Annotated in this window: 23 protein-coding genes and 2 pseudogenes; 17 read left to right on the forward strand and 8 right to left on the reverse strand. The window is 66.8% G+C overall.

What is annotated here, in order from left to right; genetic code table 11:
- Nucleotides 1-120 (forward strand): annotated as a pseudogene (locus J0J01_RS07735) (IS630 family transposase); the annotation flags it as partial.
- Between the two features lie 25 nt (nucleotides 121-145).
- Here J0J01_RS07735 and cynS read toward each other — a convergent pair.
- Nucleotides 146-592 (reverse strand): cyanase, encoded by a 447-nt coding sequence (gene cynS, locus J0J01_RS07740; RefSeq protein ID WP_296379689.1) that lies wholly within the window; start codon nucleotides 590-592, stop codon nucleotides 146-148.
- Between the two features lie 83 nt (nucleotides 593-675).
- Nucleotides 676-831, reverse strand: a pseudogene (locus J0J01_RS07745) (transposase); the annotation flags it as partial.
- Nucleotides 832-1,138: 307 nt separating this feature from the next.
- Here J0J01_RS07745 and J0J01_RS07750 point away from each other — a divergent pair.
- The 14 genes from J0J01_RS07750 to J0J01_RS07815 all read left to right on the forward strand — a co-directional run bounded on the left by J0J01_RS07750 (nucleotide 1,139) and on the right by J0J01_RS07815 (nucleotide 15,416).
- Nucleotides 1,139-1,954 (forward strand): hypothetical protein, encoded by an 816-nt coding sequence (locus tag J0J01_RS07750; protein ID WP_296379690.1) that lies wholly within the window; start codon nucleotides 1,139-1,141, stop codon nucleotides 1,952-1,954.
- Nucleotides 1,947-2,630 carry a hypothetical protein gene (locus J0J01_RS07755; protein WP_296379691.1) on the forward strand — a complete coding sequence of 228 codons (684 nt, stop codon included), beginning with the start codon at nucleotides 1,947-1,949 and terminating at the stop codon, nucleotides 2,628-2,630. Before J0J01_RS07750 ends, J0J01_RS07755 begins: the two co-directional genes overlap by 8 nt.
- A 17-nt stretch (nucleotides 2,631-2,647) precedes the next feature.
- Nucleotides 2,648-3,322 (forward strand): hypothetical protein, encoded by a 675-nt coding sequence (locus tag J0J01_RS07760; RefSeq protein WP_296379692.1) that lies wholly within the window; start codon nucleotides 2,648-2,650, stop codon nucleotides 3,320-3,322.
- Nucleotides 3,323-3,627: 305 nt separating this feature from the next.
- Nucleotides 3,628-4,137, forward strand: coding sequence for a YbjN domain-containing protein (locus J0J01_RS07765; RefSeq protein ID WP_296379693.1), 510 nt, complete (start codon nucleotides 3,628-3,630; stop codon nucleotides 4,135-4,137).
- 137 nt (nucleotides 4,138-4,274) lie between these two features.
- On the forward strand, nucleotides 4,275-5,093 hold the full coding sequence (gene lgt, locus J0J01_RS07770) for a prolipoprotein diacylglyceryl transferase (protein ID WP_296379694.1): 819 nt from the start codon (nucleotides 4,275-4,277) through the stop codon (nucleotides 5,091-5,093).
- Nucleotides 5,090-6,151, forward strand: coding sequence for an SAM-dependent methyltransferase (locus tag J0J01_RS07775; protein ID WP_296379695.1), 1,062 nt, complete (start codon nucleotides 5,090-5,092; stop codon nucleotides 6,149-6,151). The genes lgt and J0J01_RS07775 overlap by 4 nt, the downstream gene beginning before the upstream one ends.
- Nucleotides 6,148-6,912: a peptidoglycan editing factor PgeF gene (gene pgeF, locus J0J01_RS07780; RefSeq protein WP_296379696.1), complete on the forward strand. Its 765-nt coding sequence runs from the start codon at nucleotides 6,148-6,150 to the stop codon at nucleotides 6,910-6,912. The genes J0J01_RS07775 and pgeF overlap by 4 nt, the downstream gene beginning before the upstream one ends.
- A 54-nt stretch (nucleotides 6,913-6,966) precedes the next feature.
- Complete coding sequence (locus J0J01_RS07785) at nucleotides 6,967-7,953, forward strand: hypothetical protein (RefSeq protein WP_296379697.1); 987 nt, start codon at nucleotides 6,967-6,969, stop codon at nucleotides 7,951-7,953.
- 113 nt (nucleotides 7,954-8,066) lie between these two features.
- Entirely contained in the window at nucleotides 8,067-9,659 is a 1,593-nt protein-coding gene (locus J0J01_RS07790) for an ABC transporter substrate-binding protein (RefSeq protein WP_296379698.1), read from the forward strand.
- Between the two features lie 117 nt (nucleotides 9,660-9,776).
- Nucleotides 9,777-11,348: an ABC transporter substrate-binding protein gene (locus J0J01_RS07795; RefSeq protein ID WP_296379699.1), complete on the forward strand. Its 1,572-nt coding sequence runs from the start codon at nucleotides 9,777-9,779 to the stop codon at nucleotides 11,346-11,348.
- An 18-nt stretch (nucleotides 11,349-11,366) separates the two neighbouring features.
- Nucleotides 11,367-12,308, forward strand: coding sequence for an ABC transporter permease (locus tag J0J01_RS07800; RefSeq protein WP_296379700.1), 942 nt, complete (start codon nucleotides 11,367-11,369; stop codon nucleotides 12,306-12,308).
- Nucleotides 12,305-13,246, forward strand: coding sequence for an ABC transporter permease (locus J0J01_RS07805; protein ID WP_296379701.1), 942 nt, complete (start codon nucleotides 12,305-12,307; stop codon nucleotides 13,244-13,246). The genes J0J01_RS07800 and J0J01_RS07805 overlap by 4 nt, the downstream gene beginning before the upstream one ends.
- A gap of 6 nt (nucleotides 13,247-13,252) precedes the next feature.
- Nucleotides 13,253-14,881, forward strand: a complete 1,629-nt coding sequence (locus J0J01_RS07810; RefSeq protein ID WP_296379702.1) for an ABC transporter ATP-binding protein — start codon at nucleotides 13,253-13,255, stop codon at nucleotides 14,879-14,881.
- A gap of 319 nt (nucleotides 14,882-15,200) precedes the next feature.
- Nucleotides 15,201-15,416: a dodecin family protein gene (locus J0J01_RS07815; protein WP_296379703.1), complete on the forward strand. Its 216-nt coding sequence runs from the start codon at nucleotides 15,201-15,203 to the stop codon at nucleotides 15,414-15,416.
- 4 nt (nucleotides 15,417-15,420) lie between these two features.
- Here J0J01_RS07815 and J0J01_RS07820 read toward each other — a convergent pair whose 3' ends face one another.
- The 6 genes from J0J01_RS07820 to J0J01_RS07845 form a co-directional block, all read right to left on the reverse strand.
- The gene (locus J0J01_RS07820) at nucleotides 15,421-16,170 is read right to left on the reverse strand and encodes an ABC transporter permease subunit (RefSeq protein ID WP_296379704.1); all 750 of its coding nucleotides are present in this window, start codon (nucleotides 16,168-16,170) and stop codon (nucleotides 15,421-15,423) included.
- On the reverse strand, nucleotides 16,170-16,907 hold the full coding sequence (locus J0J01_RS07825; protein ID WP_296379705.1) for an ABC transporter permease subunit: 738 nt from the start codon (nucleotides 16,905-16,907) through the stop codon (nucleotides 16,170-16,172). Before J0J01_RS07825 ends, J0J01_RS07820 begins: the two co-directional genes overlap by 1 nt.
- 238 nt (nucleotides 16,908-17,145) lie before the next feature.
- Complete coding sequence (locus J0J01_RS07830) at nucleotides 17,146-17,907, reverse strand: ABC transporter ATP-binding protein (protein ID WP_296379706.1); 762 nt, start codon at nucleotides 17,905-17,907, stop codon at nucleotides 17,146-17,148.
- Between the two features lie 70 nt (nucleotides 17,908-17,977).
- Nucleotides 17,978-19,366: an amidohydrolase gene (locus J0J01_RS07835; RefSeq protein ID WP_296379707.1), complete on the reverse strand. Its 1,389-nt coding sequence runs from the start codon at nucleotides 19,364-19,366 to the stop codon at nucleotides 17,978-17,980.
- Nucleotides 19,367-19,371: 5 nt separating this feature from the next.
- The gene (locus J0J01_RS07840) at nucleotides 19,372-20,388 is read right to left on the reverse strand and encodes an ABC transporter substrate-binding protein (RefSeq protein WP_296379708.1); all 1,017 of its coding nucleotides are present in this window, start codon (nucleotides 20,386-20,388) and stop codon (nucleotides 19,372-19,374) included.
- 118 nt (nucleotides 20,389-20,506) lie between these two features.
- Nucleotides 20,507-20,839: a hypothetical protein gene (locus J0J01_RS07845; RefSeq protein WP_296379709.1), complete on the reverse strand. Its 333-nt coding sequence runs from the start codon at nucleotides 20,837-20,839 to the stop codon at nucleotides 20,507-20,509.
- A gap of 84 nt (nucleotides 20,840-20,923) precedes the next feature.
- On the opposite strand from J0J01_RS07845, the gene J0J01_RS07850 reads away from it, so the two are divergent.
- Both J0J01_RS07850 and J0J01_RS07855 read left to right on the forward strand, forming a co-directional pair.
- A complete protein-coding gene (locus tag J0J01_RS07850) occupies nucleotides 20,924-22,531 on the forward strand; it encodes an acyl-CoA dehydrogenase family protein (protein ID WP_296379710.1) in 1,608 nt (535 codons plus the stop codon).
- A 164-nt stretch (nucleotides 22,532-22,695) separates the two neighbouring features.
- The gene (locus J0J01_RS07855; RefSeq protein WP_296379711.1) at nucleotides 22,696-23,901 is read left to right on the forward strand and encodes a serine hydrolase; all 1,206 of its coding nucleotides are present in this window, start codon (nucleotides 22,696-22,698) and stop codon (nucleotides 23,899-23,901) included.
- Nucleotides 23,902-23,918 lie beyond the last annotated feature (17 nt).

Genomic DNA, 23,918 nt, shown 5'->3' on the forward strand with positions numbered 1-23,918 from the left:
GAGACCGAGATCGATGCCTGGGAGCGTCAGCGCAACGCCACTGGCGCTCCCATCAAATGGATGTTCACCACCCAACGCGCACGCATCAAGCTCCTTCGAGCCTATCCAGACCCCGCCTAAGAGTCATAATCTCTGTGCAGAGGTACTAGTAGGTCTTGTAGGCCAGGAACTTGCCCGACATGCCGATCTTCACCCGGTCGCCCTTCTGGTCGGGCTGGCGCTCCATGGTCATGTCGAAGTCGATGGCGCTCATGATGCCGTCGCCGAACTCCTCCTGGATCAGCTCCTTCCAGGTCGTGCCGTAGACCTGCACCAGCTCGTAGAAGCGGTAGATCAGCAGGTCGGTCGGCGGCACCTGGGGCAACGAGCCGCGATAGGGCACCTCCTGAAGGAGCAGCGTCTCCTCCTTGCCCAGGCCGAACAGCCTGGCGGCCTTGGTCGCCTGCTCCCTGGTCATCCTCATCTGGCCCATGCAGGCGGCCGTAACGATGATCTTCGACGCCCCGCCGATCTTCCTGGCGATCTCCTCCCAGCTCAGCTCCTTCATGCGCTTGGCGCTCAGTATCTTCTCGGTCACGTCGGCCCTGTTCATGGTTCTTTCCCTGTTGTGGCGGGAGGGTCGGGGCAAGCGCGATGCCAAGGCCGGGTGTTGATGGACACTAGGTGTGGCGGCACCAGGAACCCGGGGAAGTAGCTGCCCTTGCGCAGCCTGGGGATGCGCAGTTCGACCGTGCCGGCCCGTGTCTCCCAATCGCGATCGCGATAGCCGTTGCGCTGCGCCAGGCGGGCCGCGCTCTTCTCGCCGTGGCCGGCACCGGTCAGCGCCCCGACACCCGAAATCGCCGGTGACCGCCGCAAGGCCGCTCCCTCGCTACGGCGCTATCAGAGCGCGCGCTCGCTCGCGGCCTTGCTACTGCCAGATACACCACCAAATGGGACACGACCGGGGCCGCGCCGGCGGCATCACCTCCCTCCAGATGCCGAAGCGCAGAGGGCACGCGGCTTCGCGTTAGGTCAGATCGCGCGGACTTGTGCCAAGCTAGTTCTCGATCGACTTACCCAATTGGGTAATGCGTCCACGACTGGCCCAAGAGTAGTCTTCCTCCCACGTTCGCACGGTCTACGGGGGGAGAGAGACATGGGTCGCGCGCTCGGATGGGGGGATGCTCGCTGTCTGACGATCAACGCGGTGGCAAGAGGCGCCGGAGCCGGCCTGCTGGCAATCGTGCTGGCCGGAGCGGCGGGCCCCGCATTCGCCGATCCCTATTGCGGTCCGGGTCGCCATGTCGGCTCGGAGAATGACGGTACCGGCAAGTCCTGGACCTGTGTTCCGGATGGCGTCGTCGGATCACCGACGGGCCGGCAGTATGTCTTCCAGGGTGGGGCGGTGCAGGCCAACCGCGTCGCGGCCGGCATGGCGCTTGGCGCCGCGGGGGCGGAGCTGGTCGGCGCGCTGGTCGGCATCCTGGGCAGCAGCCAGCGCTCGGGGCCGACGGAGGAGGAACTGCGGGCTGCGGAGCAGCGACGGCGGATCGATCAGGAATGGGAGGCCAATAAAGCGGCCGCCAACGTGGAAGCGGCCGCGTATCGCGACGAGGGCCTCAAGGCGGCGCAGGCGAGCAACTACCTAGGCGCCTTCAACGCCTTCAAGCACGCCTACGAGCGCAACAGCGATTATGGCTCCCTGCGGGACATGAAGGCCATGGAGGCTCTCCTGCATCTGCAGGAAGCGCTGGCCCTGACGGCGGAGAAGAAGACGGCGCCGGCCTACACGGAATTCTTCAAGGCCGAAGCACTGGCCAGGGAAGCGTCCCGTCCGGACATCTCCCAGCGCATCGAGGCCTATCGCACCAGGCTGTTCGCGGACATCAAGGACTCACAGAAGACCGCCCCTGGCGCCACGAAGCCAACGACCAAATGCGTGTCCGTCAATGGAGACTTCGTCTGTGACTGATCGTCCTGTCGTCCCGGCTGCGTGCGCTCTGCTCCTGCTGGGAATCGCGGTCGGCTGTACGCCCGACGGCCAATCCGTTTCAACCTCGGTGCCGGCGTCGGTCGAGCCGCTCGATTTCGCGGCGCTCAACGGCAAGACGATCAGGATCGAGGGTATGGCGTCGGGCGATTTTTCCGTCATTCCACCCGAAACCAAGATCCCGCTTCGCGTCATCGGCAAGACGATCGTCTGGGGCGATCTGGAGGGCAGGTGCATCCTCAAAGGCACGGCTTACGGCAGCAGCATGGGCATCCTGTACACGCTCGACCAGCCCAGAACGGGCGTGAAGGTTCCATGCGAAGGCCAGCGCCGCTTCGTCATCAATAGCTGGACGGTGACCGCACCCGCCGATGTCAGCTACTCCAGCTCCATGGGCCTGCAGGGCAACGTGCTGGAGCTGTCGGGCGAACTGACGGAGCACAACACCATATCCGACGAGCGTCTGCACTTCACTGCCACCGAGGACATCAAGCACCAACAGCATGTGAAGGTCCGCGTCTCCGGCGACAAATGCCAGGTCCTGGAATTCGCCTGGACCACCGACAAGCGTGAACTCCACTCGTCGGTGGGGCGGCCGACCTCTGCCAAGCGAAGCGTGCGCGCGACGGGCTGCTCGATCGTGGCGCAGCCCTCATAGACATGGAGGTTGGGCCTGTGATTGATCGCTCTGCCACCTCGATTGTCTGCGCCTTGTTCTTGTTGGCGATCGCTGTCGGCTGCACGCCCGACGGCCAGTCCGTTGCAACCTCGGTGTCGGCGTCAGCCGAACCGCTCGATCCCGCGGCGCTCAACGGCAAGACGATAAGGTTCGAGGTCAAGGAGTCGGATAGCTTCATACCCAAGACCGAGATTCGGCTTTCCGTCATCGGCAAGACGATCATCTGGCCTCGCCTGGCAAAGAGCAGATGCATCCTCAAAGGCAACTCCGGCTATGACGCGGCCATCCTCTACACCCTTGATCAGCCCAGAACGGGTGTGAAGATTCCGTGCGAAGGCGAGCGTCGTTTCGCCTTCAATACCTGGGCTGTGACCGCGCCCGCGGAGGTCAGCTACTCCAGCACCATGAGCCTTCAGGGCAATGTGCTGGAGTTGTCGGGTGAGCTGACGGAGCACAACTTCGTGACCGATGAAGGGAACGCCGGGACTCCAGGATTCACGGTCACGGAAGACGTCAAGCAGCAGCAGCACGTGAAGATCCGCATCTCGGGCGACAAATGCCAAATCCTCGACTTCACCTGGACCACCGAGGTGCGCCAACTCCACTCGTCGTTGGGGCAGCCGACCTTTTCCAAGCGAAGCGCACAGGCGATGGGCTGCTCGATCATTTGACGCGCAGCCCGCATGGGCTCGGAGGCTGAATATTGCGCCGGCCATGCATTCGGCGCCGTGTGCGCCGCCAAACCAAGTGGCGGGATCGGGATTCGGCGTGCGGAATCGCACGCCTCGCGGGCGGGTATTGGGGATTAAATTTTTGGAATCGCTGACTCTTTTCCGCTTTTTCCAATTGCCGCGCGAATCCCGCTTATGTAGGCTACCGGTTGTGGGTTGTTGGGTGCTCACCACGATATGTCGGCCACCCGCTCAAGGATTGGCTCCAGACGAGCCGCACAGCGGAATGGTTGGGGAGTTGGTCGATGGCGTTATCTCGACACGAGCGGACCAAGCACAAAGCCGATCTGAACCCGCTCGAAATGATCGAGAAGCTCGTTCAGGCGAATGATTGGCCCTTCGACCGGACCTCCGAGCGGGAGATCGCGGTCGAGGTCGCCGGCCGCTGGTGCGACTACCGGATGTTCTTCTCCTGGCGCGACGACGTGGAGGCCCTGCACTTCACCTGCGCCTACGACGTCCGCATCCCGACCGAGCGCCATTCCGACATCCACGGCTTGCTGGCCCTGATCAACGAGAAGATGTGGCTCGGCCACTTCGACCTGTGGACCGAGGAAGGCCTGCCGATGTTTCGGCACGCCATACCGCTGCGGGGCACCGAAGGCCTCAAGCCCGAGCAGCTCAACGACCTGGTCGACGTGGCGATCAGCGAAAGCGAGCGTTTCTACCCCGCCTTTCAGTACGTCGTCTGGGCGGGCAAGTCGCCTTCCGACGCGTTGACCGCCTCGATCCTCGAGACGGTCGGCGAAGCCTGAACGAGAAGGACTCTCCGACGCCCCCTCTCCCAAAAACATAAACAACGTCAGAAGTTGGAAAGTCCCCAGCGGCGCCGGTCTCAAACCGGCGCCGCGACGATTTTGGCCTCCCGTCAGCCACGGCTATAAGGCGCCGCATGACCCTCCTGCTGCTGCCCTACCCCAAGATCCAGCCCGAGATCTTCTCGATCGGCCCGTTCGCGGTGCGCTGGTATGCGCTGGCCTATATCGCGGGCCTGCTGATCGGCTGGCAGATCATGCGGCGGGTCTGCGAGCAGCCGCCCAAGGTGCTGTCGCGGGAGAAGATCGACGACTTCCTGCTGTGGGCGGCGCTGGGCGTCATCCTGGGCGGCCGGCTGGGCTACGTGCTGTTCTACAAGCCGGGCTTCTTCCTGGAGAACCCGCTGCAGATCCTGCTGTTGTGGGAAGGCGGCATGTCCTTCCATGGCGGCCTGCTGGGCGTGATCGCAGCTATCCTCGCCTTCTCCTGGAAGAACGGCATCACGCCCTTCCTGCTGTCGGACTTGGTGGCGCTGGTGACGCCGATCGGCCTGTTCTTCGGCCGGCTGGCCAACTTCATCAACGGCGAGCTGTGGGGCCGGCCCACCGACGTGGCCTGGGCGATGATCTTCCCGCGCGCCGAGCCGGCCGTGCCGCGCCATCCCAGCCAGCTCTACCAGGCGACCTTCGAGGGCATCCTGCTGTTCCTGCTGGTGCTGGCGGTGTGGCGATGGACCGACGGCCGCCGCCGGCCCGGCCTGATCACCGGCGTGTTCTGCATGGGCTACGCCGTGGCCCGCATCGTGGGCGAGATCTTCCGCGAGCCCGATTCCTTCCTGGGCTTCCTGGCCGGCGACTGGCTGACCATGGGCATGGTGCTGTCGCTGCCGGTGCTCGCCTTCGGCGCCTGGCTGGCCGTGCGGGCCTATCGGAACGCGCCGGTCACGACGCCGTGACGTCCGAACTCGGCCGGCTGATCGCGCACCGTATCGCGCTCACCGGCCCGATCTCCGTTGCCGACTTCATGGCCGAAGCGCTCGGCCATCCCCGCCTCGGCTACTACCGCCGCGCCTTGCCGGTCGGCGCCGCCGGCGACTTCACGACGGCGCCCGAGATCTCGCAGATGTTCGGCGAGCTGATCGGCGCCTGGCTCGCCGAACGCTGGCTGGCGATGGGCCGGCCCGCGTTCAACCTCGTCGAGCTCGGCCCCGGCCGCGGAACCCTGATGGCCGATGCGCTCCGCGCCACGCGCGGCACGCCGGGCTTCCACGCATCGCTGCGGCTTCACCTGGTCGAGACCGACGCGCCGCTGCGCGCGCTGCAGGCACAGGCGCTCGCCGCCTTCGCGCCGACCTGGCACGAGCGCTTCGACGACGTGCCGACCGGGCCGCTGCTGCTGGTCGCCAACGAGTTCTTCGATGCCCTGCCTGTGCGCCAGTTCGAGAAGACCGCGCACGGCTGGCGCGAGCGCATGGTCGGTTCGCCCGACGGCGAGACGCTGACGTTCGCCCTGGCGCCGGGCGCGACGCCGTTCGCGCGCTTCCTGCCCGATGCGGCGGAAGGCACACAAGCGGAGATCAGCGAAGCCGGCCGCGCGCTCGCAGGCGCGATCGGCGCACGCGTGAAGCGCGATCGCGGCTGGGCGCTGATCATCGACTATGGCTACGACTCGGGCGCGGGCCGCTCGCTGCAAGCGGTGCGCGGGCACAAAGGCGCCGGCATCCTCGAGCGGCCGGGCGAGACCGACTTGAGCGCGCATGTCGATTTCGCGGCATTGGCAGCAGCGGCCGATGCGCCGACCTTCGGGCCGGTCCCGCAAGGTGACTTCCTGCGTCGGCTGGGACTCCTGCAGCGTGCTGAAACCCTGAAATCGCGCGCCTCGGCGGCCCAGCGCGCGGCGATCGACGCGGCGTCGGCGCGCTTGATCGGCAAGGACCGAATGGGCACCTTGTTCCGCGTCCTGGCCGTCGGCGACGGCACAAGTCCCCCGGCCGGTTTTTCGGAAGCTCCATGATCGAAGCCCCCTCGCTCGCGCTCGACGGCGTCGCGCACCGCTTCTTCACCCGCCGCGGCGGCGTCAGCAGCGGCCTCTATTCCTCGCTGAACTGCGGCTACGGCTCGGGCGACAGCCCCGACAACGTGCGCGAGAACCGCCGCCGCGTCGCCGCGACCTTCGGCAAGAGCGAGCCCGAGCTCCTCACCCTGTACCAGATCCATTCGACCGAGGTGCTGACGGTCGGCGCCGGGCGCTGGACCTCGCCCGGCGCGCCCAAGGCCGACGGGCTGGTGACCGACCGGACCGACGTCGTGCTGGGCGTGATGGCCGCCGACTGCGCACCCGTCCTGCTGGCCGATCCGCAGGCGCGGGTGATCGGCGCCTGCCATGCCGGCTGGCGCGGCGCGCTGAGCGGCGTCGCCGAGGCGACGATCGCGGCGATGGAGAAGCGCGGCGCGCGGCGCGAGCGCGTGCGCGCCACGGTCGGCCCCTGCATCGGCCGCGACTCCTACGAGGTCGGGCCGGAGTTCCCCGCGCCCTTCCTGCAGCAGGACGAGGCGAACGCCGCCTTCTTCCGCCCCGCGCTGCGCGTCGGCCACTTCCTGTTCGATCTCGCGGGCTACCTGACGCACCGCATCGGCAAGGCCGGCGTCGCCGCGGCGGCGACCGGTCACGACACGCTCGCGGCGGCGGACGATTTCTTCAGCTATCGCCGCAACACCCTGCAGGGCGTGCGGGATTATGGACGAGGCCTCTCGGCAATCGCGCTCGAGGACTGACGTGCCGTATTTCGTGATCCTGATAGTCTGCCTGCTGCTCGGGGCGATCGCGACATGCGTCCTGTTGTGATCGCGCTCGGCCTGCTGCTGGCCGGCTGCATCGCGACGCCCAAGCCGTTCGAGCACGATTCCGGCAACGACGAGCCCTTCCGGCCCAAGCGCGACAAGATCGAGGTCGCGATCGCGCCGCCCGCCAACATGCCGGACAAGATGGCCGAGCGCGTCGCCACGGCGCTGGCGATCGAGCTGCAGTCCTACGACATCGTCGCCGCCGTGCAGCCGACAGCGGCGCCGCTCAAGGTCGCGGGCGCCATGAGCACGCGCGACGCCGAGTTCGGCACCGGCATCGAGATCGAGATCGAATGGTACGTGCTCGGCAAGGGCCGCGGCCTCGAAGGGCCGGCGATCAGCAAGACCGTGGTGCAGTCGCGCGACTTCCTCGAGGCCAACGACCGGCTGGTGTCGCGCATCGCCCAGCAGGCCGCGCCGCGCATCGCCACGCTGATGGGCAAGCCGCCCGTCTACGAGGCGCGCGCGCCAGGGCAGATCGCGGCTGGCGTCAACGCGCCGACGCCGGGCTCGCCTGAGCCGTCGCCGGCCCAGGCCGCGGCCGCCGCAGGCTCGACCGCGCCGCCGCCTGCCGCCGGCATGCAAACACCGCCAACCAACCAGCGAGCCATCAAGGTGATGGTGGCGCCGATCGAAGGCGCGCCCTCCGACGGTAATCGCCAGCTGTTCGGCGGCATGCGCCGCGCGCTGGGCTCGAGCAAGATCGTGGTGATGGATTCGCCCGGCGCCGACACCTTCGTCGTGACCGGCCGCGTCAAGCTGACGGCGATCGACGACCGCAGCGGCCAGCTCGAACTCACCTGGGTCCTGAAGGACCCGAGCGGCAAGGAGATCGGCAAGGTCGACCAGTCCAATCCGGTGCCGCTGGCCGCGACGCGCGGCTCGTGGGCGGGCTTCGGCGACATCGTCGCGCAGGCCGCCGTCGAAGGCATTCTGGAACTGCTCGAAAAGTCGCTCGGCAAGCCGCGCTGAGGCCGTCCGCGAGCCGGGAATCGGCTTGTCAGAGGGGGGCCGAAGGCTGCTACTGTCCGCGCCAGCGGCTCGATTCTTGCAACAGACAGCCGCAGGTAAGGGAGACGAGTAACATGTTCCAATTCAGGAAGTCGGTCGCCGCGCTCGCGGTGGCCGCGAGCGTCGCCGGCTTGTCGGCCGCGATGCCTGTGGGGGTGCAGGCGCAGACGCTGAAGGCGGTGATGCATTCGGACGTGAAGATCCTCGATCCGATCTGGACGACCGCCTACATCCAGCGAAATTTCGGCTACATGGTCTGGGACACGCTGTTCGCGATGGACGAGAAGTTCGCCGTGAAGCCGCAGATGGTCGACAAGTACGAGGTGTCGTCCGACAAGCTCACCTGGACTTTCACGCTGCGCGACGGCCTGGAATGGAGCAACGGCACGCCGGTCATCGCGGAAGACTGCATCGCCTCGATCAAGCGCTGGGCGGCGCGCGATTCGATGGGCCAGAAGATGATGGGCTCGGTCGCGGGCTTCGAGGCGGTCGACGCCAAGACCTTCAAGATGAAGATGAAGGAGCCGTACGGCCTGGTGCTCGAATCGCTCGGCAAGCCCAGCTCGAACGTGCCCTTCATGATGCCGAAGAAGACCGCGGAGACCGACCCCGCGACGCAGATCAAGGTCGAGGACGTGATCGGCTCGGGGCCGTTCGTGTTCGTCGCCAGCGAATGGAAGCCAGGCGAGAAGGTCGTCTTCACCAAGAACGCCAAGTACAAGCCGCGCGCCGAGCCCGCCTCGGGCCTCGCCGGCGGCAAGGTCGTCAACGTCGCCCGTGTCGAATGGATCGCCATGCCCGACGTGCAGACGCAGGTGGCAGCCATCCAGAACGGCGAGATCGACATGATCGAGGCACCGGGCCACGACCTGCTGCCGCTGCTCGGCAAGGACAAGAACATCAAGCTGTTCGACAGCAACCCGCTGGGCAACCAGTACGTGATGCGCTTCAACCAGCTCAGCAAGCCGTTCGACAACGCCAAGATCCGTCACGCCGTGATGGTCGCGTTCGGCCAGGAGGACTTCCTCAAGGCAACGATCGGCGATTCGAAGTACTACAAGACCTGCAAGCCGGTCTTCATCTGCGGCACGCCGCTGGCCAGCGAAGACGGCATGAAGGACGTGCTCAACCAGAACGCGGCCAAGGCCAAGGAGCTGCTGAAGGAGGCCGGCTACGACGGCACGCCGATCGTGCTGCTGCAGTCGACCGACCTGCAGGTGCTGACCAACCTCGCGCCGGTCGCCAAGCAGCAGCTCGAGGCCGCCGGCTTCAAGGTCGACCTGCAGTCGAGCGACTGGCAGACCGTGGTCGCCCGCCGCGTCAAGAAGGACCCGCCGGCCCAGGGCGGCTGGCACGCCATGCTGACCTCGTGGGTCGCCGCCGACATCCTCAATCCGGTGATGGCCGGCTTCTTCAATTCGTCGTGCGACAAGGCGATGTTCGGCTGGCCGTGCGACGAGACGATCGAGAAGATGCGCGACCAGTTCTCCAAGGAGACCGATCCGGCGAAGCAGAAGCAGATCGCGTTGGACTTGCAGAAGTACTGGGTCGACCATCCGACCCACGTCAATCTCGGCCAGTGGTACTCGCCGGTCGCCATGCGCACCAACGTCGACGGCATGCTCACGGCGCCGGTGCCGGTGTTCTGGAACATCACCAAGAAATAAGACAGCGCACGCGGGGCTTCGGCCCCGCGTGCCCATCGATGATAGCAGGCTTCACCGAGGTCTGCTCTCTTCAATGGGGAGAGTAAACGTAGAGGGGCGCACATGAGCAAGGGTGGAATGAAGCGGCGAACATTCGGCGCGTTGACCGCGGGCGCAGTCGTCGCCGGCAGCCTGCCGGCGCGGGCGGCCGACAAGGTCCTGCGCTTCGTGCAGAACGGCAACATGACGATCCTCGATCCGATCTGGACGACGGCCTACGTCACGCGCACGCACGGCTACTTCATCTACGACACGCTGTTCTCGATGGACGCGAACAACGTCGTCAAGCCGCAGATGGTCGAGAAGCACGACGTGTCGGCCGACAAGACGCTATGGACCTTCACCCTGCGCGACGGCCTGGAATGGCACGACGGCAAGCCGGTGACGTCGGAGGACTGCATCCCTTCGATCAAGCGCTGGGGCGCGCGCGACGCGATGGGCCTCAAGCTGATGGACTTCGTGAAGGAGATGAAGGCGGTCGATGCCAAGACCTTCACCATCCAGCTCAAGGAGCCGTACGGTCTGGTCCTCGAATCGCTCGGCAAGCCCAGCTCGAACGTGCCCTTCATGATGCCGAAGAAGGTCGCCGAGACCGACCCGTTCAAGCAGATCGACAGCCAGATCGGCTCCGGCCCGTTCATCTACGTCAACGCCGAGTCCAAGCCCGGCGAGAAGCACGTCTACGTCAAGAACCCCAAGTACAAGCCGCGCAGCGAGCCGCCCTCGGGCCTCAGCGGCGGCAAGGTGGTCAAGGTCGACCGGGTCGAGATCATCGAGATGCCCGACCCGCAGCAGCAGGTGAATGCGATCGTCGCCGGCGAGATCGACCTGATCGAGCAGCCGCCGCACGATCTGATCCCGATCCTCAAGGGCGACAAGAACGTCCAGACGGTCGACTGGAACCCGCTCGGCCAGCAGTTCGTGTACCGCATGAACCACCTGCAGCCGCCGTTCAACAACCCGAAGATCCGCATGGCCGCGCTGCTCTGCATCGAGCAGGAGGAGTATCTCAAGGCGACGGTCGGCGAGCAGCAGTACTACAAAGTGAGCTCGGCCGCCTTCATCGGCGGCACGCCCAACGCCTTCGAAGCGCCGGACGGCCTGTTCATCAAGCCGAACTACGAGAAGGCCAAGGCGCTGCTGAAGGAAGCGGGCTACGACGGCACGCCGATCGTGCTGATGCAGTCGACCACGCTGCCGGTGCTGACCAACACCGCGCCGGTCACCAAGGCGCAGCTCGAGAAGGGCGGCTTCAAGGTCGACATGCAGTCGATGGACTGGCAGACGCTGGTCTCGCGCCGCACCAAGAAGGATCCGCCGGCCCAGGGCGGCTGGAACGTCTTCCACACCTTCACCGTGGCGGCCGACATCCTGAACCCGATCTCCAACACCTACATGGTCGCCCAGGGCGACAAGTCGTGGTTCGGCTGGCCGACCGACCCGGAGATGGAGAAGATCCGCGACGCCTACGCCAAGGAGACCGATCCGGCGAAGGCTAAGGAGCTGGCACACGCCGTGCAGAACCGCGCCATCGAGACCGCCCAGTACGGCTGGATCGGTCAGTGGTACGGTCCGGGCGCGGCACGCAAGAACATCCAGGGCTGGCTGAAGGCGCCGGTTCCCGTGATGTGGAACGTCACGAAGGCTTAAAGAGGTATCGCAAGGTACATGCTCGATTTCATCGCCCGTCGTCTGGTCGCCATCATCCCGGTTCTCGCGGTGGTGGCGGTCCTCGTCTTCCTCATGCTGCGGCTGACGCCGGGCGATCCGGCGGCGGTGATCGCCGGCGACAATGCGACCTCCGACCAGATCGCCGACATCCGCGAGAAGCTCGGCCTGAACCTGCCGATCTGGCAGCAGTTCGGCATCTGGATCGGCAACATGCTGCAGGGCAATTTCGGCGAGAGCTTCTTCTTCAAGAAGACCGTCGCCGAGCTGATCGCCCAGCGCGTCGAGCCGACCCTGGCGCTCGCCCTCTGCACCCTGATCTTCGCCGTGGCGATCTCGGTGCCGATCGGCGTAGCGGCGGCCTACAAGCAGGGCTCGGCGTTCGACCGCTCGGTCATGGCCTTCTCGGTGCTCGGCTTCTCGATGCCGACCTTCGTGATCGGCTACTGCCTGATCTACGTCTTCGCCATCGAGCTCGGCTGGCTGCCGGTGCAGGGCTACGTGCGCATCGCCGTCAATTTCGGCCAGTTCTTCGAGCGCATGATCCTGCCCTCGATCACCCTGTCGGTCGGCTTCATCGCCCTGATCGCCCGCATCACCCGCGCCTCGGTGCTCGAGGTGCTGAACGAGGACTACATCCGCACCGCCCGCGCCAAGGGCCTCTCCAACCGCGTCGTGCTGATGCGCCACGCGCTGCGCAACGCCGCGGTGCCGATCATGACCGTGATCGGCCTCGGCATCGCCATCCTGATCGGCGGCGCCGTGGTGACCGAGAGCGTCTACGGCCTGCCGGGCCTCGGCCGCCTCACGGTCGAGGCGGTGCTGAGCCGCGACTTCCCGACCATCCAGACCGTGATCCTGCTGTTCTCCGTCGTGTACGTGGTCATCAACCTGCTGATCGACATCAGCTACACCCTGTTCGATCCGAGGATCCGCTATTGAGCGCGATTGCCCCTGAAGACGTCGCCGTCGATTCCGCGTCGATCGCCGCCGCGTCGAACAAGCGCCGGCCGCTCTGGCAGCTGGCGATCCGCAATCCCAACGTGATCTTCGGCGGGGCGATCCTGCTGATCATGGTGATCATCGCGGCCTGCGCGCCGCTGCTCGGCGCCGTCGACCCGACCCGCATCGATCCCGCGTCACGCAACAAGAAGCCGGGCACCGAGATCACCTACCGGCTCGACGACGGCAAGACCGCCAAGCGCACCGCGATCATGGGTACCGACAGCCTGGGCCGCGACGTCTACAGCCGCGTGCTCTACGGCACGCGCGTCTCGCTGATCGTCGGCGTCGCGGTCTCGATCTGCGCCATCGCCATCGGCATGGTGATCGGCCTGGTCTCGGGCTACATCCGCTGGGCCGACGGCATCATCATGCGCTTCATGGACGGGTTGATGGCCATCCCGGGCATATTGCTCGCCATCGCGCTGGTCTCGATCTGGCGCTCCGGCCTCTACACCGTGATCCTGGCGATCGTCGTGCCCGACGTGCCGCGCGTCGTGCGCCTGGTCCGCTCGATCGTGCTCAGCGTGCGCGAGGAGCCCTATGTCGAGGGCGCGATCTCGGTCGGCACGCCGACCTGGACCCTGATGTTCCGCCACATCCTGCCCAACACCATCGCGCCCCTGATCGTGCAGGCGACCTTCATCGCCGCCGCCGCGATCCTGGCCGAGGCGGCGCTCTCCTTCCTCGGCATCGGCATCCCGCCGGAGACGCCGAGCTGGGGCAACATCATGTCGGAGGGCCGCACGCTGTTCCGCGTGTTCCCGCACAACATCCTCTATCCCGGCATCTTCCTCGCGCTGACGGTGCTGGCGATCAACATCATGGGCGACGGTCTGCGCGACACGCTCGATCCGAAGATGAGCAAGAAGGTCTAGCGTTTCATGGCTGACAAGAAGCCGGTCCTCGAGGTCCGCAACCTGACCGTGGCGCTGCCGTCGGGCGCCGACCGCGCCCATGCCGTCGAGAAGGTGAGCTTCACCGTCAGTCCCGGCGAGATCGTCTGCCTGGTCGGCGAATCGGGCTCGGGCAAGTCGGTGATCGCCTTCACCGTGATGGGCCTGCTCGCCAAGGCGCTGAAACCGACCGGCGGCGAGATCCTGCTCGAGGGCGAGAACGTGCTGACCGCCAGCGAGCAGCGGCTGCGCGAGCTGCGCTGCACGCGCATGTCGATGATCTTCCAGGAGCCGATGACGGCGCTGAACCCGGTCATGACCTGCGGCGAGCAGATCGACGAGGTGCTGCGCACCCACACCAAGCTCGACCCGGGCGCGCGCCGCACCAAGATCCTCGGCATCCTGAAGCGCGTGAAGCTGCCGGAGCCGGAGCGCATCTACGCCTCCTACCCCCACCAGCTCTCGGGCGGCCAGCGCCAGCGCATCATGATCGCCATGGCGCTGGTGCTCGATCCGGTGCTGCTGATCGCCGACGAGCCGACCACCGCGCTCGACGTCACCACTCAGGCCGAGATCCTGAAGCTGATCGCCGAGCTGCAGACCAGCCAGGGCACCGGCGTGCTGTTCATCACCCACGACTTCGGCGTGGTCGCCGAGATCGCCCACAAGGTCGCGGTGCTGCGCTGGGGCGAGCTGGTGGAGATGGGGCCGACCGAGCAGATCCTGTCGCGGCCGCAGGAAGGCTACACCAGGATGCTGATCTCTTCGGTGCCGTCGATCGTGCCGGCGCATCGCGGCGTGCGGCTCGACAAGGCGACCGTGCTGCGCACCGAGAAGCTCGGCAAGACCTACTCGGGCAAGTCGTTCTTCCAGAAGGCGCGCACGGTCAAGGCCGCGGTCGACGTCGATCTCGACATCAGGAAGGGCGAGACGCTCGGGATCGTCGGCGAATCGGGCTCGGGCAAGTCGACGGTGGCGCGCTGCATCGCCCGCCTGATCGATCCGACCGAGGGCAAGGTCTATCTCGGCGACACCGAGATCGCGACCATCTCGGCGAGCCGGCTGCGGCCGCACCGCCGCAAGGTGCAGATCGTCTTCCAGGATCCCTACCGCTCGATGAACCCGCGCATCACGATCGGCGAATCGATCATCGAGGGGCCGATGAATTTCGGGCTCAAGCGCGACGAGGCGCTGGCGCGCGCCCGCAGGCTGATGGAGACGGTGCGGCTCGATCCCAACTCGCTCGACCGCTACCCGCACCAATTCTCGGGCGGCCAGCGCCAGCGCATCTGTATCGCCCGCGCGCTCGCCATGGAGCCCGAGCTGCTGATCGCCGACGAGGCGGTGTCGGCGCTCGACGTCTCGGTGCAGAAGCAGGTGCTCGAGCTGCTCGACGAGATCCGCGTCAGGCTCAACCTCGCCGTGCTGTTCATCACCCACGACCTGCGCGTCGCGGCCCAGATCTGCGACTACGTCGCCGTCATGAGCCAAGGCCGCGTGGTCGAATACGGCGCTGCCGAGCAGGTGTTCGGCTCCCCGAAGCACGACTACACCAAGGCCCTGTTCGCGGCCGCCCCCGGCCGCCACTGGGAATTCGGCAAGTTCGCCGCAGCCTAGGTCGCTCCGCGGCTGCGGAGCGACCGCACTGACCAGAGCACGAGCGCCCGTGGAGTGGCGCGCTCCCAGCGCCACCGGCTGCCAGACGCGCGCAGACACCTATTTTGGGCATTGGACGCGATTTTTCGGCCCAAGAATTAGGGGTCGAGTCGCCTTCCATTGCCCGTAATGGGGTTCCTCCGCAGAGGCTTATCCACAAGCCGTGACGCGTCCGGCCAGGGGATGTAGCCTTCGCGGCAAGGAAAGCTCCGGAGGCCGACGCCGCGCCTCCCCTTCCGGCGCCGGATGCAAACGGCTGACTCGTGTCAGGGAGGTAGCCATGGCCGATAGCGTCTACAAAGTGATCGAGCTGGTCGGCACCAGCACCGAGTCCTGGGAGAAGGCCGCCAAGGTGGCGGTCGAGCGCGCCGCCGAGTCGCTGCGCGATTTGCGCGTCGCCGAGGTGGTCGAGCAGGACATCGTGATCGAGAAGGGCAAGGTCACGTCCTACCGCACCAAGCTGAAGCTCTCCTTCAAGTACGAAGGCGGCGGCTGACGCTTCAGCTGTAGCGCTCGCGTACTTTCTTCTCGACCCAGCCGGCGGCGAGGAACGCGCTCGCCGAGATCACGGTCGCCACCAGCGAGGCGCCGAACGCCTGCTCGGTCTGGAAGTCCGACTTGGTCTTGGCGAACAGGTAGCCGAGGCCGGTCGTGCCCATCAGGAACTCCGCCACCATGGCGGCGAGGATGGCGTGCGCCGCCGCGAGCTTGAAGGCGATCGCGAGATTGGGCATCGCCGCCGGCAGCGCCAGCCGTCGCAGCAGGTCGAGCCGCGAGGCGCCGAGCACACGGAACAGGTCTTCGGCTCCGGGCGGCGGCTGACGCAGGCCGGACGAGGCGAACACGAAGCTCGGGAAGAAGGTGATGATCACCACGATCGCCAGCACGGTCGAGGTGTCGTATCCCAAAAGCCGCGCGATCACCGGGATCAGCGCCACCACCGGCACCGAGCTGAACAGCACGGTCAGCGGATTGAGCAGGCCCGAGGCGATCGGCGAGAACCAGGCGGCAACCGCCAGCCCCGTCCCGACCAGCATGCCGGCGACCAGGCCGAACACGGCGATCGAGAGAGTGATGCCGACATTGCCGAGATAGACACCGGGATGACTGACGAGATCGCCCAGCACCGCGGTCGGCGTCGGCATGACGATCGGGTTGAAGCTGTTGACGACCACCCAGGCTTGCCAGGCGAACAGCAGCAGCAGGATGCCCCAGTAGTCCTCGACCAGACGCACCAGCAGCGGGCGCATCAGCCGAACCTCGCGTAGGCCGCGCGCTCGAGCAGCGTCAGCAGGCCGTAGAAGAACAGCGACGCCCCGACTGCCAGCAGGACGGCGCACCACAGCAGCACGATCTGGAAGTTCTGCATGGCATTGATGATCAGGATGCCGATGCCGCGCGGCGCGCCGAACCACTCGCCGATGATCGCGCCGATTAGCGCCGCCGGCCAGGCGAGCCGCAGCCCCGAGACCAGCGACGGCAGCGCCGCCGGCAGCTCCAGCCGGCCGAAGCGCTTGATCCGGTCGGCGCCCAGCACGGCGAACAGGTCGCGATGCGCCGGCGTGGCGCGCTGCAGGCCCGAGCTCACCGAGACGAAGACGATGAAGAAGACGTGGATCGACGACACCGCCGCCGGCGTGCTCTCGCGCGTCAGCAGCACCAGGAAGATCGGCCCGAGCGCGATCGACGGCACCGAGTTCAGCACCGCCGCCAACCGGTCCGAGCCGCGGCGCAACGCCGGCAGCAAGTGCGCGACCGTCGCCAGGATCAGCCCGGCGCCCGTGCCCCAGAGATAGCCGAGCGCCGTCGATTCCAGCGTGGCGCCCAGCGCCCGCAGGAACAGCGGCCGGCGGCGCTCGTCGGTCAGCTCGGCCAGCACGTCGCTCAGCGGCGGCCAGGAGATGCCGAGGATCTGGGTGCGGCCGACCACCTCCCACAGCGCCAGGAAGAGCGCGATGCCCAGCGCGCCCAGGAGGGTCTGTTTCATGTCAGCCCTCCCTCCCCATTCATATGGGGAGGTGCCCCCGTAATCGGGGGTGGAGGGGTCATTGCTGGGAGCGCGGCACTCTGTGCCGCTCTTTTCGCTGCAACAGCATGAGCGCGACTATGCGCGGAGGTTACTCCGCGCTTGTCGCGCGCTCCCAGCCATGACCCCTCCGTCGCCGTATGACGGCACCACCTCCCCAGATGACTGGGGAGGAAGGAATCATGAGCGCGCCTCGGCCTCATGCTTCCAGCGCCGCGGTGAGATCGTCGACCAGGCGGTGGAATGCCTCGCTGCGCATGACCCAGGGATCGCGCGGGCGGGCGAACGGGACCTGGACCTCGCGCAGGATGCGGCCGGGCCGGCCGCTCATCACCACCACGCGGTCGGCGAGGAACAGCGCCTCGTCGACCGAATGGGTGATCAGCATGGTCGTGATCTGGCGTGCCGACCAGATGCGCTGCAGCTCGACATTCATCTGCCGCCGCGTTACCGCGTCGAGCGCGCCGAACGGCTCGTCGAGCAGCAGCACCTCGGGCTCCAGCACCAGCGCGCGGGCGATCGAGGCGCGCTGGCGCATGCCGCCGGAGAGCTGCTTGGGCCGCGCCTTTTCGAAGCTCGCCAGCCCGACCAGCTCGAGCAATCGCGCGATCGCGGGCTCGTCGATCCTGCGGCCGGCCAGCCGGAACGGCAGGGCGATGTTGTCGTGGACGCTGAGCCACGGCAGCAGCGCATGGTCCTGGAACGCGACGCCCAGCGCATGCTGGGCCGAGACCAGGCCGGGCGCGGCGCCATTGACCGTGACCGTGCCGCCGGTCGGCTGCTCCAGCGAAGCGACCAGCCGCAGCAGAGTGCTCTTGCCGCAGCCGCTCGGGCCCAGGATGGCGACGAACTCGCCCGGCGCGATGGTGAGCGAGAGCTCGGCGAGGGCGAGCACGCCCTCCTTGTCGCCAGGCAGCGGGAAGCGCTTGCTGACCTTGTCGATCGCGATGGCGACGTTCATTGGACCGCGGACCTCCAGGTCCGCATCATGATCATGAGCGGACCTGGAGGTCCGCGGTCCGGCAAGACGCTCATGCCGTCATCTTGTCGAAGCGGTCCATCAGCTTCGGCAGGCGCTCGGCCAGCCGCCGCTCAATCTCTTCGCGATCGACCGTGAGCAGCTCGCGGTCCTTCATCACCACGTTGCCGTCGATCACCACCGTGCGCACGTCGCGGCCGACCACCGTGTTCGCCGCGACGAAGTAGATGTCGTAGAGCGGCGACTGGTCGAGCTGGCTGCGATCGACCAGCAGGATGTCGGCTTTCTTGCCGACCTCGAGGCTGCCGATCTGCTTCTCGATCCCGAGCGAGCGCGCGCCGCCGTTGGTGGCGACCTTGAGGATCTCCTCGCTGGGCATGACGTTGCGGTAGGCGAAGGGTGTGCCGTTGACCGCCTGCTGGCCGACGCGCGCCATGTGCGCCACCTGGAAGATGTCGAGCGAGCCCCAGGAGGCGGCGCCGTCGGTGCCGAGCCCGATATCGATGCCGCGCCGCCACATCTCGAGCAGCCGGTGCGGGCCGATCGCGTAGTTGCCGAAGGCGCAATGGCAGGCCGACGGCCGGTGCTTCACGTAGAGGTCCATCTCGTTCTCGGACAGCAGCACCGAATGGGCGCAATGCATGTGCCGGTCGAGCGCGCCCAGGCTCAGCAGGTACTCGGCCGGGCGCTTGCCGAACTTGGCCAGCGCATAGTCGATCTCGTAGACGCCCTCGCAGAGATGGGTGTGAATCTTGACGTCCAGCGCCCGCGCCGCCTCGGCCATCGCCTCGATCAGCGCCGGCGTGCAGGTCATGATCTGGCGCAGCGACAGCGTCGCCTGCACGCGGTCGGTGCCGCCCTTGGTCCCCGCCCACCGCTTGACCAGCGCGACATTGCCGTCGAGCGCCTTCCTGGTGGTGGTGATCATGGTCTTGGGCCAGTGATCGCCCTGATCGATGGTGTTGAGCGACACGAAGCCCCGGATACCAGTGTCGATCGCCGCCCGCGCCATCGCATCGGGATGCGGGCCCCCTGCCTCGGCGAAGCAGGTCGTGCCGACCGAGATCATGTTGGCGTAGCACAGCAGGCCGGAGAGATAGACGTCCTCGTCCGTCAGCATCGATTCGAACGGCACGTAGTAGTTCCACCACACCGGGATCTTCACCGGCCGGCGCCTGTCGATCTCGGCGATCTTGCCGCGCAGCAGCGTCTGCGCCGTGTGCACGTGGGCGTCGATCAGGCCGGGCATGGCGATCTGGCCCGAGCCGTCGATCGTCGAGGTGGCGGTCACGCTGCGCTTGGCCGCAGAGGCCTTGCCGATCCAGACGATCTTGTTGCCGCGGACGGCGACGGCGCCGTTGGCGATCACGCGGTTCTTGCCGTCGATGGTGACGACGTCGCAGCCGCTCAGCAGCAGGTCGGCCTTCAGAGGCGCGGGCATTCGGGTCAACCCTTCTTCAGCGAGGCATGGACCTCTTCCATCAACGAGAAGTCGCAGAGCTTGTCGATCTCCGGCAGCTTGTCGCGGCCCGACGCCTTGGCCGCGGCGTACATCGGCCCGGCGATGGTTTCCTTGTCGAGCACCAGCAGCGGCAGGTTGGGCTTGTCGGGGTTCTTGAGCATGCCGATCTGCAGCTCGTTCTGGCGGGTCTGCTGCTTGAGATCGAGGCCGAGGTCGGCGCCGTACTTGGTGACGCAGAGCTTGGCCGCCACCGCTGGATCCTTGGCGTTCTCCATCCAGCCGCGCGTCAGGCCCTTGAGATACCCCAGCACGATCGGCCGGTTGGCCGCCAGCCAGTCGCGCTTCACGAACACCAGGTTGGTGTAATAGCGATAGCCCATCGAATCGAACGAGGTGAAGTGGAAGTCCTTGCCGCGGACCATGTTCATCTTCACTTCCAGCGTCACCGCCTGGTTGGTGCCGAAAGCGGTGTAGCCGTCGCCGGCCTTGGCGAGCAGCGGCTCGGGCGAGAAGCCGGCCGGCACGAACTCCCACTGCTTGGGCAGGTTGTTGAGCGCGAGCGTCGCGTCGATCGCGGTGCGCTCGTTGGGGCCCTGCGCCAGGATCTTCTTGCCGACGATGTCGGCCGCCTTGAGGATCGGCTTGCCGGGCAGCGACAGGATGCCGAGCGGCGACACCGGGAAGGTGCCGGCGACCAGCACGAAGTCGTTGCCGCGCGCCAGTGCGTCGAGATAGGGCAGCCAGTTGCCGTAGCCGATCTCCGCCCCGCCCGAGGCCACCGTAACCGGCGGCGGCGGTGCGTTCGGCCCGCCCGGCAGGGTCTTCACGTCGAGGCCTTCCTGCTTGAAGTAGCCGTTCTCGATGCCGAGCCAGACGCCGGCATATTCGACGTTGTTGATCCAGCCGATCGCCACCTTCACCGGCTTGGCCTGGGCGATGGCCGGCGCGGCGAGGCCGGCCGCGGCGGCTGCGGTGGCCTGCAAGAAGTGTCGACGCTGCATGATTCCCTCCCCGGTTTCCGACTACCTTATAGCGGCGTGCAAGCGCCGGGCCATCGGAGCAACTCTCTCATGCTCCTCTCCCCCACTAGAGGGAGAGGTTGGGTGAGGGGGGTTACTCCTAGGTCGCAATCTCGATGCTTACTTCGACGTCGTCGCCATAGCGTTCCTTCTTCCACTTCCTCGCCGTCGCGACAGCTTGTGCGATCAAGGCAATGTGGTCCCGAACTTCTTGAGGCGCCGCATCGACCTCCGATATTTCGACGACGTACGGTGGTTCGATTCGGCTCATGCCGCCGTAGACCATCAGGTCAATCATCGCATCGAGGCTCGAACCGCAGCCCTTTATCGCGCCGAGTGCTCCCTTGAGCGCATCGACGAAATCGACTGCCTCCTTCCACGCTCCCGCGCTGAGCTGAATGGTCGGCAAGTCTGCCCTATTGCGGGTGTCCATCGGACGGAACGTACCATGGGACCCATCCCCCTCACCTAGCCTCTCCCCCTAGCGGGGGAGAGGAACATGAACGAAACTAACGAAATGACCGGCTTTCTTGAAGACGCCTCGTTCAACCAGTCGCCGGCGTTCGGCGACGTCGATCTGTTCAGCGCCGACAAGCCACTGAGCGAAGCGGCGGCACGCTGCGGGCTCGACGCGAAAGCGCTCGCCGCTTGCGGCAAGGACTACGGCTCGGCCGAGACTCTCGATCTGGGTCGCGTAGCGAACGAGAACCCGCCCAGGCTCAGGACGATGGACGGCAAGGGCAACCGCATCGACTTCGTCGAGTTCCATCCCGCCTATCACGCGCTGATGGCCAAGAGCATCGGATGGGGCATCCATAGCGGCGCCCACGACGGCAGCGAGCCCAACGCGCCGCTGACCAGCCGCGCGGTGCGGCTCTACCTCGCGACCCAGGCCGAGAGCGGCCATCTCTGCCCGATCACCATGACCCACGCCTGCATCGGCGCGCTCAAGTCCGAGCCCGACGTGCTCGCGAAGTGGCAGGCCAAGATCGTGTCGCGCGAGTACGACAAGCGCGCGCTGCCGTGGTGGGAGAAGGCGGGCGTCACCCTCGGCATGGGCATGACCGAGCGCCAGGGCGGCACCGACGTGCGCGCCAACATCACAGAGGCGGCGTTGCACGGCGATCATGTCGAGATCAGCGGCCACAAGTGGTTCATGTCGGCGCCGATGTGCGATGCCTTCCTCGTGCTGGCGCAAGCCCCCGGCGGCCTCACCTGCTATCTGATGCCGCGCTACCGGCCCGACGGCAGCCAGAACGCCATCCGCTTCCAGCGCCTTAAGGACAAGCTGGGCAACAAGTCCAACGCCTCGTCCGAGGTCGAATTCCACGGCGCCTGGGCCGAACGCATCGGCGCCGAAGGCCAGGGCGTGCGCACCATCATCGAGATGGTGAACCTCACACGGCTCGATTGCGCCATCGCCTCGGCCGGCCAGATGCGCTTCGGCCTCAGCCAGGCGCTGAACCACATCCGCAACCGCTCGGTGTTCCAGAAGCGGCTCGCCGACCAGCCTGCGATGCGCGCCGTGGTCGCCGACATCGCGCTCGAGCTCGAGGCGCAGATCGCGCTGGTCTTCCGCCTCGCCCATGCCATCGACAAGGGCGAAACGGCCTACGCACGGTTGCTCACGCCGGCGGTAAAATTCCTGATCTGCAAGAGCACGCCGCACGCCGTCTACGAATCGCTCGAGTGCCTGGGCGGCAACGGCTACACCGAGGATCTGCCGATGGCCCGCCTCTACCGCGAGGCGCCGCTCAACGCGATCTGGGAAGGCTCGGGCAACGTCATGGCCCTCGACGTGCTGCGCGCCGCCGGCCGCGCGCCCGATGCCACGATGGAGACGGTCGGCGCGCTGGTGCGCACCGCCGGCCAGGCGTTCGACGTGCGTCGGCTGGCGGCAGCCCTCGAGAAGACGCTGAAGTCGCCCGACGCCGAGCGCCGCGCCCGCTTCCTGTGCGAAGGCCTCGCCCGCCTCGCCGCGCTGGCGGCGCTGGCGGAAGCCAACTCGCCGTTCGCGACCCTCTATGGCGATGCGCGGCTGACCGGCTTCCCCTTCTCGCAGTACGGCGCAGCCGACCTCGGCGCCAGCGAGGCCGCGCTGTTGGATCGCGCCCTGGCCGCCTGACTGCCAATGGCCGCGCAGAAAGCCGCTGTTTCCAGCCCTCGGCGCGCCGCGCCCCTTTCCACGGCCTCCGACGCCCACGGATCGCGCATTGCTGGAGAATCGAGGCCAAGCCGGGTGGCGAATTTTGTCTCCGCCAAAAGAAAATATGTCGAATAGGGTAACGCATGCTCACCCGCCGCCGCGCCCTCGCCGGTCTCGCCGCAGCCGTCGGGAGCCGTAGCGCCTTCGCGCAATCGGGACCGCAAGCCGATCTCTACGGCGCCCAGGAAGGCTACCCGGTCCCGTCGCGCCTGGTCGGCCAGCTCGAGGGCAATCCCTGGCCGCCGAAATACCGCGTCGGTGCCTTCACCCATCTCGACCGGATCTACGACACGCGCACGGTCAGCGGAGCCGCCGAACCCTCGCCCTTCAAGCGCGCGTCCTTCGAGGCGCCGGCAGCGGTGGCCGATCATCTCGCACGCCAACCGGTCACCGGACTGCTGATCGCCCGCGCCGACCGCATCCTGTTCGAGCAGTACCAGTACGGCCGCACCGATCGCGACCGCTTCGTCGCACAGTCGATGGTGAAGTCGATCACCGGCCTGCTGGTCGGCCTCGCCATCGCCGATGGCGCCATCCAGTCGGTCGACGATCTGCCGGAGAAGTACGTGCCCGGCTTCACGGGCAGCGAATACGGCCGCACGCCGATCCGTGCCCTTCTGCACATGTCCTCGGGCGTCGAGTTCGGCGAGGACCGCGACGACGGCCGCGACCTGAACCGCCTGTGGCGCGGCGTCGTTGCCGGACGGGGACCGGGCCACGGCACGGTCGACAGCATTCGGCAATTCAATCGGCGCATCGCGCCGCCGGGCACGCGCTACGCCTACGCCAGCATCGAACCCGACGTGCTGGGGATGGTGCTGAAGCAGGCGATCGGCAAGACGGCGTCGGCCTATCTCCAGGAAAGGATTTGGCAGCCGATCGGCGCCGAGTCCGATGCGACCTGGCTGATCGACGCCGAAGGCTACGAGCTCGCTCATTTCGGCTTCTCGGCGGTGCTGCGCGACTATGCGCGGCTCGGCCGGCTGCTGGCGCATGACGGCGCGTGGAATGGCCATCAGATCATCCCGGCCCAATGGATGATGGACGCCACCACGGTGCGTCCGTCGGACACCTATCTTTTGCCGGGCAAGGCGATGCGCGGCTTCGGCTACGGCTATCTGCTGTGGTTGCTGCCGGGCGAGCGGCGCCAGTTCGCGCTGGTCGGCGATCTCGGGCAACGGATCATCGTCGATCCGCCCTCGAAGCTGGTCATGGTGCAGACCGCGCTCGACGAAGCCGACGGCGCGTCCTGGAAACTCTGGAGGACACTCGTCGCGCAGCTCGGCTAGTCAGGCGCTCGACCTAC

Origin of the sequence: Reyranella sp. (genome assembly GCF_017305915.1) — a bacterium.
In the GTDB taxonomy this organism is placed as follows: Bacteria; Pseudomonadota; Alphaproteobacteria; order Reyranellales; family Reyranellaceae; genus Reyranella.